The organism is Limnothrix redekei LRLZ20PSL1 (assembly GCF_043235035.1).
Taxonomy (GTDB): domain Bacteria; phylum Cyanobacteriota; class Cyanobacteriia; order CACIAM-69d; family CACIAM-69d; genus CACIAM-69d.
The window spans coordinates 13,487-32,656 of record NZ_JAZAQF010000022.1 but is presented as its reverse complement, the minus strand read 5'-3'; the positions used below and the strand labels follow the sequence as shown (position 1 = coordinate 32,656).

The window sequence follows — 19,170 nt, the reverse complement described above, 5'->3', positions numbered from 1 at the left end:
GTTGCTAGCGGTGCGATCGAGCCGTTTAGATGATTATCCTGGATGATTAACAAGGCTAATTTACATCGGTTTTGATTGACAAATTCTGGTGATTCCGGTGATCAACTTCGGTGATCAATGTAGGTCTTGAGTCATGCTTCTAGTTTCTAAAATTAGGTAGATTAACTGTGGATCCAAAGGCGATCGAGATTTACTTTCCCTGCCGACAATTTACAAAACCGACCGGCGGCGTACAGATGATCTATCGCCAGGTGGATCTGTTGAATCAGTCGGGATTTTCCGCAGCGGTTTTGCATAGAGAATCGGAATTTCGTTGTCAGTGGTTTCCCAACGAAACACGTATTCTCGGTGGAATTTTGACCATTAACCCCGATCGCAGCATTGTGGTTGTGCCCGAGGTCTATGAACAGGCGGAATATGCCAAGCTGCCCAAAGATATTCCCTTTGTGATTTTTAATCAAAATGTCTATTACACATTTGATAAATTTTCAGTGAATTTTGAAGAGGAATATTTGCCCTATGCTGATCCAAACTTATTAGGAGTAATTGTTGTTTCTGAAGACAGCAAAAACTATATTCACACGGCTTTCCCGCAAGTTAAGGTTCACCGAGTTCGGTGTAGCGTTGATCCGGAGTTGTTTTATTTTCCTGAACGAAAGAGCAATCAAATTTGCTTCCTGGCGCGCAAAAATTTCATGGATGTTCAGCAGGTTTGCCAAATCTTGCGCCATCGCGATCGGCTCCAGGGATTTCACTTGGTGCGAGTGTTGGATTTGCCACAGGCGAAATTAGCAGAAATGATGCGAAATTCAGCAATTTTTATGAGTTTTGGCGATCCAGAGGGATTTGGCTTACCGGCGGCGGAAGCGATGGCGGCGGGCTGTCTCACGGTGGGTTACCACGGACGCGGCGGGCGGGAATTTTTCAAGCCGGAGTTTTCTTACCCGATCGAGCGGGGCGATATTTTAGGATTTGTTCAGGCGGTTGAACAGGCGATCGATGATTGGGTTAACCGTCCCGAGGCCACGATCGCCAAGGTCAAGCAAGCATCGGCCTATATTCGCAACACCTATTCTTTGGCTAATCAAACGGATGACGTGGTGGCAGCTTGGTCAGCCATCCTGGGACGTTTTCCGGGGCAATCTTTACCCAAGACCCATGATTTCAGTCAACCAACCCATGATTCAAATCAATCAACCTATGATTTAAGTCAGGCGATTGCTCCGCCTTCGATTATTTTCTAACCCCATTTCGGCCCTTAATTTCGATCACTTCGAGACTCCATTTCGACCATTCCCCCCAAAACACCAGGAGAAACGCCGATGGTTCCCGTTAGCTTGCTCAGTGCCACTAGCTATGATTTGGATCTGTTGCGCGAAAAAGTTGTGGCCCTGTTGGAACCTTTGGGCGGAATGGCGGCCTTTGTGCAGCCGGGCGATCGGGTGCTGTTGAAACCCAATCTCCTGACCGGATCGCGACCTGCCAAAGAATGCACGACTCGCCCCGAGCTGGTGCAAGTGGTGGCGGAGTTGGTGTTGGCGGCCGGTGGGCAACCCTTTTTGGGCGACAGTCCCGCCTTTGGCAGCGCGGCCGGCGTGGCCAAGGCCAACGGCCTGGCTCCGATCGCCCAACGCTTGAACATCCCGATCGTGGAATTTCGGGGCCAGCGCTATGACAGCCTCAGCGGCGAATTTGGTCACCTGCGCTTGAGCAAGGAAGCGATGGATGCAGATGTGGTGATTAATTTGCCCAAGGTGAAATCCCACTGCCAATTGACGATTACGCTGGGGGTGAAGAATCTGTTTGGCTGCGTGCCGGGCAAGCTGAAGGCCTGGTGGCATTTGGACGCGGGGAAAGACGTGGCTCGGTTTGGGCGCATGTTGGTGGAAACGGCGCGGACGATCGACCCCGACTTGACGATCGTGGATGGAATTATTGGTCATGAGGGCGACGGCCCCAGCAACGGTGAACCGCGCCTGTTGGGGGTGTTGGGTGCGTCGGCCAATGTGTTTGCGCTCGATCGCTCCTTGGCGGACATTTTGCAGGTGGATCCGGCAACCGTGCCCACCTTGGCGGCGGCGGGAGCCTTGGGTGTTTGTCCGGCCCCGGAACAGGTGACCTATCCTTTGCAGCGGCCGGCAGACTTGGTGATCGAAGATTGGCGCTTATCCAGCTTCCTGATGCCGATCGATTTTGGGTTGCCTCGGGTGATTCGTTCCACCTTCAAGCACCTTTACATCAAGCTGTTTAAGGAACGCTTTGCCCCGGCGGAAACGTCGGTGCGATCCTAAGCTATTCCTAGTAGCGTGGCTGCCTTAATTTGCTGGGTTAAATGACATGGCTGTTACCGCCACCAAATCGTTAGGCAGCAAGATGCTCAAGCCCCTTGTTACCATGACTGGCTCCGCAACTTTGACCCAATGTATTAAGCCTGTCATGCTACTAGCCGTTCCTTAACGCCGCTAGTGTTTGGTTATTTTCCGGTTGTTTTCCGGTTGTTTTCTGATTTTTTCTGGTTTTTCTCCAGTTGTTGCATGGCTCCTTTTGCTGACGAAACCCTGCTGTTTGAACCCGCTGAATCGTTGCCCCAGGCCCTGCCCACGGTGTTTGCCTTTCCAAACACCTATTCCGTCGGCATCACCAGCCTGGGCTATCAGGTGGTCTGGGCGATGTTGGCGGCGCGGCCGGAGTTGTCAGTGGCGCGGCTGTTTACGGATGCGCGGGAGCCATTGCCCCGATCGCCCGCCCTGGTGGGGTTTTCCATGTCCTGGGAACTGGATTACGTCAATGTGATGGCGTTGCTGGAGGATTTGGACTTGCCGCTCCATGCGGTCGATCGCACCGACGAGCACCCGATCGTGTTTGGGGGCGGGCCGGTGCTGACGGCGAATCCCGAACCCTTTGCGGCCTATTTTGACGTGGTGCTGTTGGGTGATGGAGAAATTTTGATCGATGCCCTGGTGAATAGGCTGCTGGAACAGCGCGATCGCCCCCGGGCCGATCGATTGGAAGCCCTGGCCCAAGTGCCGGGTCTGTATGTGCCGCAACTGTACGCCGTGGAGTATCACGACCCCACGGGCCCGATCGCCGCCATTCGCCCCCTGAGCGATCGGATTCCCGCCACCGTCAGCAAGCAAACCTATCGTGGCAACGCCCTTTCAGTGTCCACGGTGGTGACTCCGCGCGCCGCCTGGGAAAACATCTTCATGGTGGAAACGGTGCGCAGTTGCCCGGAACTGTGCCGGTTTTGCTTGGCCAGCTATCTCACCTTGCCCTTTCGGACGGCGGACTTGGAAGGCTCCTTGCTGCCGGCCATCGATCGGGGACTGCAAGCCACCAACCGAATCGGCCTGCTCGGCGCTTCGGTGACCCAACATCCTGAATTTGACAGTCTGCTCGATCGCCTGGCCGGAACCGCCTACGAACAGGTGCGGCTCAGTGTGGCTTCGGTGCGCACCAACACGGTCACGGAAAAGCTGGCCCGCGTTTTGGCCAGCCGCGATTGCAAATCGATCACCGTGGCCGTGGAAAGCGGTTCGGAAACGGTGCGGCAAATCATCAACAAAAAGTTGGCCACCGAAGCGATCGAACAGGCCGCCGTGAACGCCAAAGCGGGCGGCCTCAGCGCCCTCAAGCTTTATGGCATGGCCGGCATTCCCGGAGAAACCCCCGACGACATCGAAGCCACCGCGGCCATGATGCTGCGGCTCAAAAAAGCTGCCCCGGGCCTGAAATTAACCCTTGGTTGCAGTACCTTCGTGCCCAAAGCCCACACTCCCTTTCAGTGGTTTGGGGTGAATCGGGATGCGGAAAAGCGATTGAAATTGCTGCAAAAGCGCCTGCGTTCCAATGGCATTGACTTCCGCCCCGAGAGCTATAACTGGTCAATTATTCAGACGCTGATTTCCCGGGGCGATCGCCGGTTAACCCCTCTGTTGGAACTGGTGCGAGCCTATGGGGCGGGTGACACGGACAACCCCGATCGGGTATCCCTGGGCAGTTACCGGCGAGCCTTCAAGGAACTGCGCGATCGAGTGCCCCCGCTGGATCATTATGTGTTTCGCAACTGGGATTTAGGGGAAGTGCTGCCCTGGGAACATCTCCATGGGCCTTTGCCCGCCGCCACCCTGAAAAAACACCGAGCGGAAGCCGTGGCCCTCATGCCCGATGCTGCCGTGATTTCGCCGTGATTTCGCCGTGATCTCGCCGTGATCGCCCTTGTCTGGATTTTGTTTGGACTAGCGATCAATCAGCGATGGGATCACGACTCCCTTGCTGCTTCGTTGCCGAACATTGCGGGTTGTTGATTTCCCGTTACCGGGAGCGATCGCCCATGAAACAATAAAAACCGCACGTCAATGCTCAACGCCCGCCTGTTGCCATGACCCTCGCCTCATCACCCTCCGAATCCGGTCAAGCACCCCTCGGCCACAAAAAAGCTCGCGCCCTCAAGCCCGGTAGCCGTCGCCCCGCCAAGGATTTGTGCAGTGAATGCGGTCTGTGCGACACCTACTATGTGCATTACGTCAAAGAGGCCTGCGCCTTCATTAATCAACAGATTGCCGAGCTGGAAACCCAGGCCCACGGCCGCAGCCGCAATCTGGAAGTCGAAGATGACATCTACTTCGGCGTGCATCAGGAAATGATGGCCGCGCGCAAAACCGAGCCGATCGAGGGGGCCCAATGGACCGGCATTGTTAGCTCGATCGCGATCGCCATGCTCACCAGCGGCAAAGTGGAAGGGGTTGTCTGTGTGCAAAACACCCCAGAAGATCGCTTCCAGCCCCAACCGGTGATTGCCACCACCCCCGAAGAAATCTTGGCCGCCCGGGTGAACAAACCCACCCTTTCGCCCAACCTGTCCGTTTTGGAACAGATTGAACAATCGGGCATGAAGCGGTTGTTGGTGATTGGGGTGGGCTGCCAAATCCAAGCCCTGAGAGCTGTCCAAGACAAGCTAGGTCTCGAAAAGCTCTATGTGCTCGGCACACCCTGCGTGGACAACGTGACTCGGGCCGGCCTGCAAAAATTCCTCGACACCACCAGCCGATCGCCCGATACCGTGGTCTATTACGAGTTCATGCAGGATTTCCGAGTGCATTTCAAGCACGAAGACGGTTCCACGGAAACAGTGCCCTTTTTTGGCCTAAAAACCGATCAATTAAAGGACGTGTTTGCCCCTTCCTGCATGACCTGTTTTGATTACGTCAACTCCCTTGCGGATTTGGTTGTGGGCTATATGGGTGCGCCCTTTGGTTGGCAGTGGCTGGTGGTGCGCAATGAAACGGGCCGCGAACTGTTGGAAATGGTGCGTGACCAAATTGAAACCCAACCGGTGATGTCCCAAGGGGAGCGTCGGGCCGCCGTCCAAAACAGCATTCCCGCCTACGACAAGGGGGTCACGATTCCCATGTGGGCGGCTAAGTTGATGGGTTTGGTGATTGAGCGGGTGGGGCCCAAGGGTCTGGAATATGCTCGTTTCTCGATCGACTCCCACTTCACGCGCAACTATCTCTACGTTAAGCGCCACTATCCTGAAAAGCTCGCGGAGCATGTGCCCGCCTATGCCCAAAAAATTGTGGAGCAATACCAATTACCGGACTAGAACCGATCGTCGGATAGTTTGAAATCTTGATTCCACCCTGACGCGATCGCGGGAATAAGGGACTTAAGAGCCGGTGCGCAAATTTCCATCCAACTTGGGGGATGGAGACGGCGAACCCGTGGGTTTCTGGGTTGTGGGTAGTTCTGCTTCGATGCGGTGGATCGATCGCCTGAACCAGCGCCACTTGGGAGCCACCAACACCCGATAGCGATTGCCCACCTTCAGCCGATCGAACGGGGTTTCGAGCGGCAGCCAATCCCCGCGCTTGGGCCCCTCAACCCACAGCTTTTCGCCCGTCTCGATCGTCACCCGATATCGATATCGGTATTCAGTCACCCGGCGCGATCGCTTCACGGTTTTGCCGTTTTCTTCAACGGTTTCCTGCTTCGAGGTGCGATACCGCTTCAGCAATCGTTCTTTGGCCACCACGGCGATCGGGATGGTTTCCCCGGCCAGCGTGAAATAGCTGAACTGCAACCCCCCCAGCAGCACACTGAGCAGGACAAGCGCGATCATGCCGCGCCCATATTTGCGAATGAAGGGATGGTCAGTCAGCCAGGCGATCATGGTTAATCCCAGAGTGAGGGGGACTGGCTCAGGGGTTGGTGGGTGCTTGGTTCGGAATCAACAGCCGCAGGGTTGAAAAGCCCAAAACCAGCAGGAACAGCACTAGCCCGATCGCGCAGGCATAGCTCATTTCTAGGTTTTCAAAGGCCTGTTCATAGAGGTAATAGACCACGGTTTTGGAGCTGCTGCGGGGGCCACCTTGGGTCATGATGAACACCTCTTCAAAGACCTTGGTGGCGGAAATGGCGGAGATGGTGGCCACCAACAGCCAGTAAGGACGCATCAACGGAACCGTAATATCCCAATGTTTGCGCCAACCATCGGAGCCATCGAGGGCGGCAGCTTCGTAAAGGTCGGCGGGAATGGCTTGCAGTCCGGCTAAATAAACCACCATGTAATAGCCGAGGCCTTTCCAGACTGTGACGGCCATCACGCTCCAAAGGGCCCATTGGGGACTGGTCAGCCAGGGAATGGGACGAGAAACAAGGCCAAGTCCGGTGAGCAGTTGGTTCAGCAGGCCATTTTCCGCATACATCCAATTCCAGGCAATGCCGGCCACCACGCTCGACACAATCACGGGCACATAATAGGCGGCACGAAACCAACGGATCCCCGCTAATTTTTGGTTCACCAAAATGGCCAAACCCAAAGGGGCGATCGTCAGGATGGGGACGACGGTTAATAGGTAGACGATCGTTTGGCCCAGGGTTTTCCAAAACAGCCGATCGCCCCACAGGCGCAGGAAGTTGGCCTCGCCCACCCAGCTCGGCGCTTCGGTCAGGTCGTAGTCATAGCGCGTGAAGCTGAGGTAAAAGGCTTGCAGGGCCGGGCAGAAGGTGGTGATGGTCAGGACGACCAAGGCCGGCAGCAGGAATAGATAGGGCGTGAGCAGGGCTCGTTGGCGATCGCTCAGGGATTTGCGGGGTAACTGGAACATGGGCAAGGTTCCCAGTGTATGGACTGTTGAATTGCACTGAATTGAACTTCTGACTTTTCGCTTTTACCGGCTGATTACCTTTTACCTTTTGCTATTCACCTTTTGCGTTCTGCTTGTTAACTAACGCACCAGAGGCGATCGCTTCCGTTTCAAAATTTCCCCATAAAGGGCTTCGAGTTGGTTGAGGTTGCGATCGAGGGTGTAGCGTTCCAAAACACGCTCCCGGGCCCGCTGGCCCAGCAAGGCGGTGATTTCCTCGTGTTCTGCCAGCATGGGCAGCAAGGTTCGCAATTGTCCATAGACTTTTTGTGGATTGAGGCGAATTCCGGCTCCCTGTTCGATCGCCTCGCCATCGGCCCCCACCTCCGTGGCCAAGCAAGCAACCCCGCAGGCCATCGCCTCCAACAACGAGAGGGACAACCCTTCCACTAACGAGGGCAGCACAAACACATCGGCGGCCCGCAAGATGTCGATCCGGCGACTTTCGTTAGCCACATAGCCCATCCATTCCACCCCATGCTCGGGGCCGTAGAACGTTTGGAGGGAGGCTTTCAGGGGGCCGCTGCCAACAATCGCCAGTTTGCAATGGCTGGGCATTTTCGCTTTTTTCCAAGCCTTCAGCAGGGGTTCAACGTTTTTCTCTTGCGCCAAGCGGCCCACATAAACAAACAGGCGATCGCACCCCAATTCCCGTTTCACAGGCGAGGGGCCGGGGGCATATTTGAGCACATCAACCCCATTGGGAATCACCGCCACTCGATCGCCCTCAACCCCCAGCTTAATCAGCATGTCGCGCTGAATTTGGGAGAAAACGATCGTGCAGTCATAGCTAGCTAAAAAGGGTGCATAGAGTTGATAGGTTAGTTGTTGAGTGCCGGAGGTGAAATTACGCAGTTTTTGATCGAAAGCAGGATGAAAGGTGGAAATTAGCGGCAACTGTAATTCGTCGCAAATTTCTGGCAAAACAAAATCCAACGGCGAAAGGGTCAAGGATGCATGGAGCAAATGGGGACGCAACCGGGTGAGAGATTGCGTCAAAACTTTGCTGGCCCCAAAGGTGGGCAACGTATAAATTTGGGATTTATAGAGATAGGGAAGCGGGACTTCTTTCACATCCCGCTGCGCTTCGTCTTCGGTTTCTTCTTCTTGGGCAAAGTGTAAAAAGCTCACCTCATGGCCCCGATCGCGTAATGCGTTCGTGATCTCTCGGCTGTAGGTGACGTTGCCGCAAAATGGAGATCGTTTACCCAACCAAGCGACGTGCATGGAATCCGAAAACCTGAATTAGCGAAAATGATTGGGCTAATGAATTGGTGAATTCACCCAATCAAGAGGAACTCAACAACGGAAATTTAACAGCAGAGATTTAAAAACAAGAGTTCAACAGCAAGAATTCAGCAACACAAATTCAACAACACAAATTCAACAACACAAACTCAGCAACACAAATTCAACAACAAGATGCATACCGGGAGAATGCTTAGGTCGATCGCGGCAAACTCGTAACGGAAATATACCAGGTTGCCACGCCGCCTGCGATTGCCAGAACGGCCAACAACAGCAACACCGCAGGCAACCCCCAATAGGCTTCGGCCACGCTGGAGAGGGCCAGGGGCAAACTGAGGGCCACGTTCACGGCGTTGTTTTGTAAGCCAAAGACTTTGCCGCGCATTTCCTCGGGGGTTTCGTGCTGGATGGTGGTTTGCATGGGGATGCCCACGAAGGCGGCGGCGGCTCCCAAACAGACGATCGCGGTCACTGCGCCCCAAAGATGGGTGGTGGTGCTGGCGAGGGCTACGAGGGCCGCTCCCATGCCAAAGGAACCAAAGAGGGCCGATCGGGTGTAGGGCCAGCGGCTGCCAAATTGACCCAACAGCAAGGCTCCCACCCCCAAACCTGCACTCCCGGCCGCCAACAGCAGCCCAAATTGGGAGGCTTTGATGTCGGGGATCACTTCCGCCATCCGCACGGCCAAAACCGCCAGGGCCGCGAAGATCGAAAACAGGATCGTGAGTTGAATCAGGGCGTTGCGAATCACGGGGCGATCGAGCAGATAGCGAAACCCGTCGCGCAAATCTTCCAGGACGTGGGGGCGTTCGATCGTGTGGTCTTCGGGGGCTTCGCCGGTTTTCATCCACAGCAACAGAGCACCCGCGATCGCGTAGCTGCCGCCAATTAGCAGTTCTTGGCCCAGGTTTTCCCCCAGCCCCCAACGGGCAACCAGATGATTAGCCAGGGCCAGCAGCGGTTCCCCCACGGCAAACCCGACGATCGTGGAGGCCATCATGGTGGTGGTGTAGAGGGAGTTGGCCGACAGCAGGTGTTGCGGCGGCACGATCAGGGGAATGGTGGCTTGCTCGGCGGGGGCAAAATATTGGGTGAGGGTGGAAACGCAAAAGGTCATGGCCAGCAGGGCCCCAAAGCCGATCGGGATGCCCATCACCTCCGGGCCGTCGGCCGTCAGGGCCAACACCACCGGCAAGGCCAACACCAACAGCCCGCGCACCACATTGGTGACCACCAGCACGGTTTGTTTTTGCCATCGATCGACATAAATGCCCGCCAGGGAACCAAACAACACTGCCGGAATGGTGAAGGCGATTGTGATGGCGGAAACCCAGCCGCTGATGGTTTGGCCGGGTTCTTGGAACCGGGCAGCCACGATCGCGATCGCCATGATCAGATAAACCTTATCCGCCAGTTGCGAAAACACCTGCCCACTCCACAGGGCCAGGAAGTTGCGATTTTTCAGCACCGGCAAGAATCCCGTCTCTTCGGGATCGGCGGGGGCGGGTTCGAGTCCTTTTTCCTTGGCCAGGCGAGCTGCCTCGATCGCTGCCTGATCATGGCCCGCCCCATGCAGCACCAGTTCGGCCAACTCGTCCACCTCTTCCGTGAGCCGTTTTTTCAGGGGCAACGGTTGGGGGGCCGGCTGGCTCTTGTGCAGTTCCGCTGGGGGCGTGTCGGGTTGGGACGAAGTGGGGGACATGGGCGATCGGGGAAAAGATGGCAAGCGATGGAATCGAGTTGGCAACGGGCCCTAAACCGGTGGTTTGTGGAGAATTACACCAAAGCAGGCGGGGCCAGGGCCGTGTTCAGGTAGGTTTCCAGGGATTTGGCCGATCGAATCCCCTGTCCAAAATGATATTGGGCATAGTGCCGTAACAGACGCTCCAGCCGCTGCCAATGGCGCAGGGGATCGGGCAACCTTGGCTGATCGCCCGGTGGTGACGCTGCAAATAAATCATTCAGGCTTTGCCACTCGGTGGCCGTTAAGCGCAAGGGCGAAAACTTGACCGAGACTCCCGAGCTGGGCAGCACTCGTGTGGGTTGCCGCGCCGCCAACCAGGCCATCGCCTCCGGATTATCCAGGGCTGCCAGGTCGATCGCTCCACCCGCAGCGGCACTGAATCCCACCCGCCAATGGGGATCTGTCCAATCGGGGGCGATCGGGCGTTCCGTTAGATTGCATTGGCCCAACTGCGGAGCCACCCCCGCCACCGCCAACAGGCGACCAATCCCGGCGCAGAGGATTGGCAACAACTGACCCAGGGCCGCCACCCGATCGCTCGGTAAAGGCAGCGCCTCCAACCCATGAAGATCCTCATTCAGGGTGGTGAACAGATCCGGTTGGGGATGGCCATCTAATGCCTGAGCCAAGGCCAACTCGGCCCAGTATTGAGCCGTCATCAGCTTCCCCAAATCCCTTGTTAGACCCGCATAGGCCGTGATCGATTGGGCCTGGGCAATGCGATCGAGACTGCGCCCCCGGCCCACCAGCAGCTCATTCACCACAAACAAATTGCTGCGGCCCCCAATTTTCGATTTCGGCTTGCGTGCGCCGGGGGCCACCACCCGAATTAACCCAAATTCCAAGGTCAAAATTGTGAGCAACAGATCCGACTCCCCCAAAGGCACGCCCTTGAGGTTAATGCCCGTCGCCTGATAGGTGCGGGAATGATTCATGCGGTGGGCGGCTCCTCCGTTTCAGCAGCCCAACCGGCCGAGCGATCGCGCCGCAAGAAGTCCACCCCGCGTGATGTGCCCAAACGAGTGGCTCCGGCTTCAATCAGGGCGATCGCCTGATCCGTGGTGTGGATGCCGCCGGCCGCCTTAATCCCAATCCGGCCCCGGGTCCAATCTTTCAGCAACCGCACATCCTCGATCGACACGCCCCCATTCCAACCCGTGTGGGTTTTTAGGAATGCCGCCCCCGCATCCATGGCAATTTCCACCGCCAATTGTCGCTCTGCCGCCTCCAGCAGCGACCACTCCAAAATTACCTTCACCAACGCGCTGGCGCTGGCCATCTCCACAATTTCCGCAATTTCCCGATGCACCGCATCGGCCGCACCGGCCTTCAGCCAACCCAAATTCAGCATCACCTCCAACTCCCGCGCCCCCTGCTCCAGGGCTTCTTCCGCCTCTGTGCATTTGGTTCGGGTGGTGGTGGCTCCGGATGGAAACCCGATCGGGCAAATCACCACCGGTTGTCGATTGTGCAACAACGACACCGCCTGGCGCACGTGGGTGGGCATCACACAAACGCCCGCAAAACCGAAGCGATCGGCCTCTGCGCACCACTGCTCCACGTGCTGCGGCCCCGCCGCCGGGTGCAACAGCGCATGGTCAATGTATTGAGCCAGGTCAACGGTTTCAGCCAGACGCTGATTCGTCCGTTCGTCAAAAGCGAGGGTCATCAAGGTTAATCCACGTTAGTCCACTGGATCCACAGATCCAAAGGAAGAGCCACAACGGTCAGGATTTCCCTATTTTGTCGCAGATTTGACGCGATCGGGCCGCCCCAGCCCCATCACCCGCTGGCCTCATCCCGATCGGGCGATCGGCCAATCCATCTTTCGGATTCAGTTGGTTTGCTCCTCAGGAAGAAATTAAATTCCAACTGATAAGGTCACAATTCCTAGTGATCTCGATCAATATCCCAAGCGGTTGCAATTCTTTATACTTCTCAAGCCTCATTAAAACTTCAAGTTAGCGCTTTGATCAGCACTCAAAAACATTGGTGCTGACAATTGCCTGACTGTTCACTAATCAGCCTTGCCAACCGCTCGATCGCACTCACCCTTTTAGCCGGATCAAGCCGAATAAGTTTGATTACCCAATCGTTCACGGATCAGCAACTTACGGATCAATCGTCGCAGATTATCCTGAATCCTAATTCTTGCGGATGAACAATCAAGCAACCCAAGACCGTTTGTGGCAGCAATTCTGGCTGACTGTCGAATGATCGTTGCCCCAAAAACGACTTGAAGCCAGAATTCAAGTCATCATCAACAGCAATCCTGATAATTGCCAGAACAATTAGCTTGAGTTTAAATTAGCTTGAGTTTAATTTAAGATAACTATTTTTAAAACCTTCCTTTCAGTTTCTCTTATTTCATTTTTGTATAAAAGTCGATATCCTTATACGTTATTCGTGTATTCTTGCATATTAAGCATGTTTCCTTATGCGGTTTATAATTTGCATTCTTTCTCGTTTTGTATCTTTATTGACGAATTTTTGCTGCCTGTTGAAGTGAATTGGCTACGGACGTTGATTGTTTAAGCCCTTACCGACAGAATCAAGCCCCTAACCATGATTCATCTGTCAACGCTTTTTCGAGTTTCCCAGGCGATCGCTCGCACCATTGAAATCAACGAGCTGCTGCAAGTGTTGTCCAGCCATGCTCTGGAATATTCAGGAGCAGAAAAATGCGCCCTACTTCTATTGCAAGACGGTGAGTGGGAACTGCGGGCCCTGGCAGATGATCGCGGGGTGCAGCTAACAACGCTGCCTCTTGAATATAGCCAAGATGTGCCCAGTAAGCTCATTCAATACGCAGAAACGCACCTAAAACCAATTGTCATTGAAAATCTCTGCACTGATTTGCCTGTGATTGGCAATTATTTAAAAATTCATCGTCCTCAAAGTTTGCTTTGCTTGCCACTGCTGAACCAAGAGACTCTATTGGGCATTTTATATCTGGAACATCGATCGGCTCAGGGACTCTTTACGGACGATCGGCTCATGGTTTTAGATTGCTTGGCAAACCAAGCCGCGATCGCCCTAGATCATGCAAGACTTTACCAAACCGTGCAGCGCAATGAATCTCGGTTGCGTGCCGTGTATGAGTCTAATAATGATGCAATTATGCTCCTGAGCGAAAAGTGCTTTGTGGATTGTAATTCGGCAACGTTGGCTATTTTTAAATGTCCAGCGAAATCAGAATTTTGTGGTAAACATCCTTCGCAAATTTCTCCGAAATATCAACCCAGCGGGCGCTTATCGAGCGAGGCCGCCACTGAGCATATTGTGACGGCACTTACTCAGGGCTATGACCGTTTTGAGTGGCAACATTGCCGCTGGGATGGTTCGGAGTTTATCGCCGAAGTGCAGCTCTGCCGAATGGAAATAGATGATCAGGCAATTTTGCAAGCGATCGTCCGGGACATTAGCGATCGCAAGGCTGTGGAAGCGGCCATTCGCCAAAAATCTGAAGAATTGGAACAGGCACTCTTGCAACTGCAAAAGACACAATTGCAACTGGTGCAAATTGAAAAAATGTCGGTTTTGGGAAATTTGGTGGCGGGGGTAGCCCACGAAATTAATAACCCAATTGGGTGCATTGTGGGCAATGTCAGCATTATGCAGAACTACATGCTTGATTTGATGGAAACTTTGAATCTCTATCAAACGAATTTCCCTGAGCCGGGCATCACGATTGAACAGCAATTAGATGCGATCGACCTGGACTATTTGCGGCAAGACGCGCCGGATGTGATGCAAGCCATTAAGGATTCGGGCGATCGAATTGCTGCCATTAGCCAGAGTTTGAGAATATTTTCGCGGACAGATGGGGCTGAAAAGCAACCTTTTAATGTGCATGATGGGCTTGATAGTACGGTCTTGATCTTGCGACATCGGCTCAAGTCCAATGAGCAACGACCGAAAATTGAAGTAGTGACCCACTATGGCCAATTGCCGGAAATTAACTGCTTTCCGGGGCAGCTCAACCAGGTTTTTATGAATATTTTGGCCAATGCAATTGACGCGATCGATGAATTGAGCGAAGGCAAAAGTTTTCAAGAATTAGCCCAATCGCCGCACCAAATTACGATTAGCACAAGGGCGATCGAGTCGGGGATTCAAATTATGATTGCGGATGATGGGCCGGGGATGCCCCCTGAGGTTCAACGGCGAATTTTTGACTATATGTTCACCACCAAAGAAGTGGGCAAAGGAACCGGCCTAGGGTTGGCTATTGCCCATCAAATTGTGGTGGAAACCCATGGCGGGGCGATCGATTTGCAATCCCAAGTGGGCGAAGGCAGCACATTCACGCTCACTTTGCCCTGTTGAACGCCGGGCAAAAGGCTCGATCGAGAACTGAAGAGAATGCCTGAATGGGTCTGAGCTGCGGGGCGATCGGCAGAGGCTAAGCCGCAGGGGCGGGGGTGAGTTGCCCTTGCTGAAGCTGCCAACAGCGATCTGCCACATCCAAAAGATCACTGGGATCATGGGTGACCACCAACAAAGTCCAATGGGCCTTCAATCGCGACAGCAAACCGGCCAACTGTTGTCGCATGGACCAATCCAACCCGGCGGTGGGTTCGTCCAACAGCAAAATGCTGGGTTGGCGAATCAGTTGCACCGCCAGAGCCAAGCGCCGTTGCTGGCCACCACTGAGGGTGTAGGGCGAGATATTCAGGGCCAACTGTTCCAACCCCACAGCGATCAGAGCCTCGTGAATTTGCTCTGAATTAATTTCCGGGTGACCTAGCCGCAATTCTTCGAGCACGGTGGAGCCGCAAAAATGCCGCTCAGGAAATTGAAACACCAACCCCGCTAACTGTTGCAGGGACTCGGGAAATAGGGGGCGATCGCGCCACAGCACTTGTCCGCTGGTTTGGCTGGCCAAGCCGGCCAAGATTTCCAACAGGGTGCTTTTACCGGAACCGCTGGGGCCAATCACCAAGGTCAGTTGTTGGGGAACCAATTCCAGATTCACTTGGTGCAAAATGGCCTTGGCGGCGGCGGCGGGGTGATAGCTAACGGAGTCCAAACGCAGCATGGAAGAAAGGGGGCGCGGAGGTGGATCGGGCCCTATTGTAGGGGGCTACTCAACGGCTCGAATGAATGATTCAACGCATGTTCGATTGTTCGATCCGATATTTCGATACGTTCAGGAGTGATGGTTATGGATCTCGGCCGCTTTGTTGCTCAAGGGCGATCTCCTGTGGTGGCCGATCGCGCTCGAAAGCGATCGACTCGGCCCCGCCTGTCCCGATCGCTGTCAATATCAATGGCTTGGCTGGCTGGGGCGATCGGGCTGTTCTGGGGCTGGGGGGCTTTGCCGGCCGGGGCGGATCCGTTCCGATCCCAGAATCCTCGCCCCGTGGGCGATCGGGCTGAGGCGGCCTTCGTCATGCTGTTCAAAAATGGTAATTACCCCGCGGCCCGCCGTTTAGCCCAAGAGGCGATCGCCCAAGAACCCCAAGAGCCTTTGGGCTATGCCTTAGCCGGTGCATTGGCCTATCTCGATGGCCAGTGGGATCAGGTGCAAACCGCTGCCAATCAGACCCTCGCCGCTGCCAACACCCTCAAAACCACTGATGCCCTGCGCGGTAACCTCTACATCGGCGTGGGACATTTTCTGGAAGGGGCGTTTATTGTGTCCGAAGGTGGTCGCGGCCCCCTCCAAGGCGCACCAGAAGCCCTGGCCAAACTGTCCCAGGTTAACGAAGCTTTGGATGCAGCGGCGGCCATCAGTCCCAACGATCCGGAACTGAACTTGATTCGGGGATCGCTGGATGTGTTGTTGGCGGATAATTTGCCCTTTGGCAATGTGGATGGGGCTGTGAACTCCCTCCAGCGGGGCAGCCCTGACTATGTGGTCGATCGCCTGTTGGCGGCCATTTACCGCCGTCGCAAAAACTTTTCCCAGGCGATCGCCTCGGTTGATCGCTCCTTGGCCAAGAGTCCCCAAAATCCCGACCTTTGGCATTTAAAAGGGCAAATTCTCTATGAACAAGGACGCAGCAGCCAAAATCTTGATTTGCTGAAGCAATCGGAAGCCCTGTTTTTGCAGGTGTTGGCCCAGCGGGAGCAAATGCCCCGCGCCGTGATTCGGCATTTGGAAAAAAACGAGTTGCGGCGAGTGCAGCGGGAAATTCGCAACCTGCGCGGCTAATTTGGGCCCCTGCTTGGAATCAGTAGACCTCTTTCACGAAAATCCCTTTCCTCCAGATCGGCTGATCAACGATCATCTTGTAGGTTGGGTTGAGGCACGAAACCCAACAGCAACAAGGCTTGCAGTGACCGAGTTGGGTTTCGCGAAGCTCAACCCAACCTACCGGAGAACTTCGGTGGTTCGGTTAGGGCCGGAATCCCCATGCCTTTAGGGAGGATGTCAAAAAAAGAAGGGGCCGAAGCCCCCTGCTGAATGGGTACTGAATCCTGAATCTTGCTGAAATCTTGCTGAAATCTTGCTGAATTGATGATTTGCACCAGATCGATCGACCTGTTTGGGCGATCGCATCAGCCTTAGCGGCGACCCATATCCCGAACCATATCTTTGAAGCCATTCAGGCTGGGGCCCGGACGACGGCGCGGCGTGTTGCTGGGCACAAACTTCGATGCAAAAGCCGTTTCCGGCGGCAGGGTCACCGGGGCCGGAAACGGCTTGGGTGGCTCGGCCGGCTTGGCCGGGGCTGCGGCCTTGGCTGCTTTGATGCTGGTTTTGGTGCTCTTGGGGGCTGGGGCTGGAGCTTCTGGAGCGGCGGCCACGGGGGCTGCCGGTTTCGCAACCACAGCGGGGGCTTGGGGAGCCGGGGCGGCCGGGGTGCTGTCCCCCGTACCTTGTGCATCACCAATTTCCAAGAAGAAAGCGTCTTTTTGGGAACCGAAGAGGTTCTTCAGGGGGCCGATCGGCATGGTTTCGTCGTCAGGTGAGTGGTGGGGTATTAGCCGTTGCGAGAACCGTTGCGGGATTGATGAGGCGATCGCAAGTGAGACCGCGCCCTGACGCTCCACACAGAAAGTGGCTCTGGGGCAAGGTTCGGGGTCGATCGCCGAGACAGCAATTGCGCTGGCTGCTCATTCACCTGTAAAGGCGGCCTTTACAGACTAGGTACAATTGCTTACAAAATGCAATGTTTCGCAACACTTGTTCTCAGCATTGTATCTGTCCTCGGTTCGATCGACGAGGGGCCGTGGATGATTGTCTTGAATTGATGTTTTTGACCGTCGGTATTTCCACGTTTCGGATCTTTTGGATCTTTTGGATTTTTGGGATCTCGACGTTCACGGAGCGATCACTAGCGAGTGAGGCGACGTTCGATCGCGTCGGCCACCGCCGTGGCCACCGCAACCCGTGCAAAGTACTTATCCTCTGCGGCAATCAAAGTCCAAGGGGCCAAGGGCGTGTGAGTTCGTTGCACCATTTGGTTCACTGCCACCGAATACAGGGGCCACCGCTCCCGATTGCGCCAATCCTCGTCAGTGAGTTTGTATTGCTTGAAGGGATTGTCTTTGCGTTCCTGGAACCGGCGCAGTTGTTCTTCTGGGCTGATGTGCAACCAAACTTTCACCAACACCATGCCACTGGACATTAATTGGCTTTCAAATTCATTAATTTCCTGATAGGCCCGTCGCCATTCCGTTTCGGTGGCAAATCCTTCAATTCGTTCTACCAAAACCCGCCCGTACCACGATCGATCAAAAATTCCGATTGTGCCCGCCGCCGGTAACCAGCGCCAAAATCGCCACAGGTAGTGGTGCGCGCGCTCCTCCGCCGTGGGGGCCGCAAAGGCATGAACCGCATAGCTGCGGGGATCCAACATGCCCGTTAACCGCGAGATGGCTCCCCCCTTGCCCGCCGCGTCCCAACCTTCAAACAACACCAGCACGGGTAACCGTTGGCGATGGATTTGCATTTGCAGCGATCGCAGCCGGGCCTGCTGTTCCGCCAGTTTCCGTTCATATTTACTGCGAGACAGGGCTTGACTAAGGTTCACCCGTGCCAGCAAGTCCGGTTCACCGGGATGCAACTCCGCTTGGGCCGGCAGGGGGGGCGGGGGAGAAGCCTGGCTGCGTTGGCGATCGAGCGCTCCGGCAATGGTGGCAATGGTTTCGCTCAACACTTTGATCACCGCCCAGCGGCGGCTGTTGCCTTCCACCAAAGTCCAAGGAGCCGCTCCTGTGCTGGTTTCCGCCAGCATCGCTTCCGCCAAGTCCCGATATTGGCGATAGTGCTTGGCCTGTTGCCAATCTTCCGGTCGCACCCGCCAAGCCTGAAAAGGATCCGCTTGGTACTTTTTCAGGCGCTTTTTCAGCTCATCACGGCCGAGATGGATGAAAAATTTGGCGATCGCCGCGCCTTTATCCGCCAACTGTCGCTCAAAGGCATTCACTTCCCGGGTGGCTTCGGGAAACTGTGGATCCGGCAGCCGGCCAAACAGGCGATCTTCCAGCAGGTGGCTATACCAACTGTGATAGAACAGCCCGATCGTGCCCGCTTCCGGCAACCGCAACCAAAAACGCCGCAACCAGGGAAATCCCAGCTCATGGGGTTCTGGCGGAAAAATTGGATGTACTTGAAAGCCGCGCGGATCCAAGGAGTCGCGCAATTCCTTGACGATCGCCCCCTTGCCCGCCGCCGCCCAGCCTTCCAGGGCAATAATCACCGGTAATTGGGCTTCCCGACAGTCCGCTTGGAGCGATCGCAACTGAAGAGCCAAGCGATCGCGCTCTGCGACATAGGTGGCCTTATCCAGCTTCAGGCTGAGATCCAACATGTCCAGCATGGCTTGTCCTCCAGGCGAGCAGTGGCACGAAGCAACGGCAGTAATCACGGTGCATGGCGGGCAGTGACGGAGCCTGATGCGCAATCACCGTCATCGCCAACCCCAGCAGCGCGGCCTTGCACTTCTGTCATCAATTGCCACAACCTTAGCGATTGCTGTTCCGGTCTGCTGCAAAACGTAAAGAAGACTTTAGTCGAGCAACTCCTCAGCCCGATCGTCATCCATCCAAATTGCGACAGTTTTCGCAGCAATTTGC

The 19,170-nt window shown here is 55.2% G+C and carries 15 protein-coding genes; 6 read left to right on the top strand and 9 right to left on the bottom strand.

Annotated features, from left to right (window positions below; translation table 11 throughout):
- Positions 1 to 167: 167 nt before the first annotated feature.
- From VPK24_RS04320 to VPK24_RS04305, 4 genes are all read left to right on the top strand, one after another.
- Entirely contained in the window at positions 168 to 1,244 is a 1,077-nt protein-coding gene (locus tag VPK24_RS04320; protein ID WP_393010888.1) for a glycosyltransferase, read from the top strand.
- A 78-nt stretch (positions 1,245 to 1,322) separates the two neighbouring features.
- Positions 1,323 to 2,291, top strand: coding sequence for a DUF362 domain-containing protein (locus tag VPK24_RS04315; RefSeq protein ID WP_393010887.1), 969 nt, complete (start codon positions 1,323 to 1,325; stop codon positions 2,289 to 2,291).
- Positions 2,292 to 2,534: 243 nt separating this feature from the next.
- Positions 2,535 to 4,190 carry a B12-binding domain-containing radical SAM protein gene (locus tag VPK24_RS04310; RefSeq protein ID WP_393010886.1) on the top strand — a complete coding sequence of 552 codons (1,656 nt, stop codon included), beginning with the start codon at positions 2,535 to 2,537 and terminating at the stop codon, positions 4,188 to 4,190.
- A gap of 191 nt (positions 4,191 to 4,381) precedes the next feature.
- On the top strand, positions 4,382 to 5,605 hold the full coding sequence (locus VPK24_RS04305; protein WP_099535028.1) for a Coenzyme F420 hydrogenase/dehydrogenase, beta subunit C-terminal domain: 1,224 nt from the start codon (positions 4,382 to 4,384) through the stop codon (positions 5,603 to 5,605).
- A gap of 63 nt (positions 5,606 to 5,668) precedes the next feature.
- Here the strand turns inward: VPK24_RS04305 and VPK24_RS04300 are convergent, their stop codons facing one another.
- The 6 genes from VPK24_RS04300 to deoC form a co-directional block, all read right to left on the bottom strand.
- On the bottom strand, positions 5,669 to 6,172 hold the full coding sequence (locus tag VPK24_RS04300; RefSeq protein WP_190353739.1) for a hypothetical protein: 504 nt from the start codon (positions 6,170 to 6,172) through the stop codon (positions 5,669 to 5,671).
- A gap of 28 nt (positions 6,173 to 6,200) precedes the next feature.
- Entirely contained in the window at positions 6,201 to 7,109 is a 909-nt protein-coding gene (locus VPK24_RS04295; protein ID WP_393010885.1) for a carbohydrate ABC transporter permease, read from the bottom strand.
- Positions 7,110 to 7,229: 120 nt separating this feature from the next.
- Positions 7,230 to 8,375, bottom strand: coding sequence for a glycosyltransferase family 4 protein (locus VPK24_RS04290; protein WP_393010884.1), 1,146 nt, complete (start codon positions 8,373 to 8,375; stop codon positions 7,230 to 7,232).
- 214 nt (positions 8,376 to 8,589) lie between these two features.
- A complete protein-coding gene (locus tag VPK24_RS04285; protein ID WP_393010883.1) occupies positions 8,590 to 10,098 on the bottom strand; it encodes an MFS transporter in 1,509 nt (502 codons plus the stop codon).
- Positions 10,099 to 10,172: 74 nt separating this feature from the next.
- Entirely contained in the window at positions 10,173 to 11,075 is a 903-nt protein-coding gene (recO, locus tag VPK24_RS04280) for a DNA repair protein RecO (RefSeq protein WP_393010882.1), read from the bottom strand.
- Entirely contained in the window at positions 11,072 to 11,809 is a 738-nt protein-coding gene (gene deoC / locus VPK24_RS04275; RefSeq protein WP_393010881.1) for a deoxyribose-phosphate aldolase, read from the bottom strand. The genes recO and deoC overlap by 4 nt, the downstream gene beginning before the upstream one ends.
- Positions 11,810 to 12,705: 896 nt before the next feature.
- Between deoC and VPK24_RS04270 the strand changes: the two genes are divergently transcribed.
- Positions 12,706 to 14,469 (top strand): GAF domain-containing sensor histidine kinase, encoded by a 1,764-nt coding sequence (locus tag VPK24_RS04270; RefSeq protein ID WP_393010880.1) that lies wholly within the window; start codon positions 12,706 to 12,708, stop codon positions 14,467 to 14,469.
- A gap of 76 nt (positions 14,470 to 14,545) precedes the next feature.
- Here VPK24_RS04270 and VPK24_RS04265 read toward each other — a convergent pair whose 3' ends face one another.
- Complete coding sequence (locus VPK24_RS04265; RefSeq protein ID WP_190527756.1) at positions 14,546 to 15,181, bottom strand: ABC transporter ATP-binding protein; 636 nt, start codon at positions 15,179 to 15,181, stop codon at positions 14,546 to 14,548.
- 126 nt (positions 15,182 to 15,307) lie between these two features.
- Between VPK24_RS04265 and VPK24_RS04260 the strand changes: the two genes are divergently transcribed.
- Positions 15,308 to 16,300, top strand: coding sequence for a Sll0314/Alr1548 family TPR repeat-containing protein (locus VPK24_RS04260; RefSeq protein WP_393010879.1), 993 nt, complete (start codon positions 15,308 to 15,310; stop codon positions 16,298 to 16,300).
- A 353-nt stretch (positions 16,301 to 16,653) separates the two neighbouring features.
- Here the strand turns inward: VPK24_RS04260 and VPK24_RS04255 are convergent, their stop codons facing one another.
- Both VPK24_RS04255 and pap read right to left on the bottom strand, forming a co-directional pair.
- On the bottom strand, positions 16,654 to 17,043 hold the full coding sequence (locus VPK24_RS04255; RefSeq protein WP_393010878.1) for a hypothetical protein: 390 nt from the start codon (positions 17,041 to 17,043) through the stop codon (positions 16,654 to 16,656).
- A 383-nt stretch (positions 17,044 to 17,426) separates the two neighbouring features.
- Positions 17,427 to 18,914, bottom strand: a complete 1,488-nt coding sequence (gene pap / locus VPK24_RS04250) for a polyphosphate:AMP phosphotransferase (RefSeq protein WP_393010877.1) — start codon at positions 18,912 to 18,914, stop codon at positions 17,427 to 17,429.
- Positions 18,915 to 19,170: the final 256 nt, after the last annotated feature.

Coding starts and splice junctions, on each gene's coding strand:
- VPK24_RS04270 (WP_393010880.1), top strand. CDS start 12,706: ATGATTCATCTGTCAACGCTTTTTCGAGTTTCCCAGGCGATCGCTCGC.
- deoC (WP_393010881.1), bottom strand. CDS start 11,809: ATGACCCTCGCTTTTGACGAACGGACGAATCAGCGTCTGGCTGAAACC.
- recO (WP_393010882.1), bottom strand. CDS start 11,075: ATGAATCATTCCCGCACCTATCAGGCGACGGGCATTAACCTCAAGGGC.
- VPK24_RS04290 (WP_393010884.1), bottom strand. CDS start 8,375: ATGCACGTCGCTTGGTTGGGTAAACGATCTCCATTTTGCGGCAACGTC.
- VPK24_RS04305 (WP_099535028.1), top strand. CDS start 4,382: ATGACCCTCGCCTCATCACCCTCCGAATCCGGTCAAGCACCCCTCGGC.
- VPK24_RS04265 (WP_190527756.1), bottom strand. CDS start 15,181: ATGCTGCGTTTGGACTCCGTTAGCTATCACCCCGCCGCCGCCGCCAAG.
- VPK24_RS04255 (WP_393010878.1), bottom strand. CDS start 17,043: ATGCCGATCGGCCCCCTGAAGAACCTCTTCGGTTCCCAAAAAGACGCT.
- VPK24_RS04300 (WP_190353739.1), bottom strand. CDS start 6,172: ATGATCGCCTGGCTGACTGACCATCCCTTCATTCGCAAATATGGGCGC.
- VPK24_RS04315 (WP_393010887.1), top strand. CDS start 1,323: ATGGTTCCCGTTAGCTTGCTCAGTGCCACTAGCTATGATTTGGATCTG.
- VPK24_RS04295 (WP_393010885.1), bottom strand. CDS start 7,109: ATGTTCCAGTTACCCCGCAAATCCCTGAGCGATCGCCAACGAGCCCTG.
- VPK24_RS04285 (WP_393010883.1), bottom strand. CDS start 10,098: ATGTCCCCCACTTCGTCCCAACCCGACACGCCCCCAGCGGAACTGCAC.
- VPK24_RS04260 (WP_393010879.1), top strand. CDS start 15,308: ATGGATCTCGGCCGCTTTGTTGCTCAAGGGCGATCTCCTGTGGTGGCC.
- VPK24_RS04310 (WP_393010886.1), top strand. CDS start 2,535: ATGGCTCCTTTTGCTGACGAAACCCTGCTGTTTGAACCCGCTGAATCG.
- pap (WP_393010877.1), bottom strand. CDS start 18,914: ATGCTGGACATGTTGGATCTCAGCCTGAAGCTGGATAAGGCCACCTAT.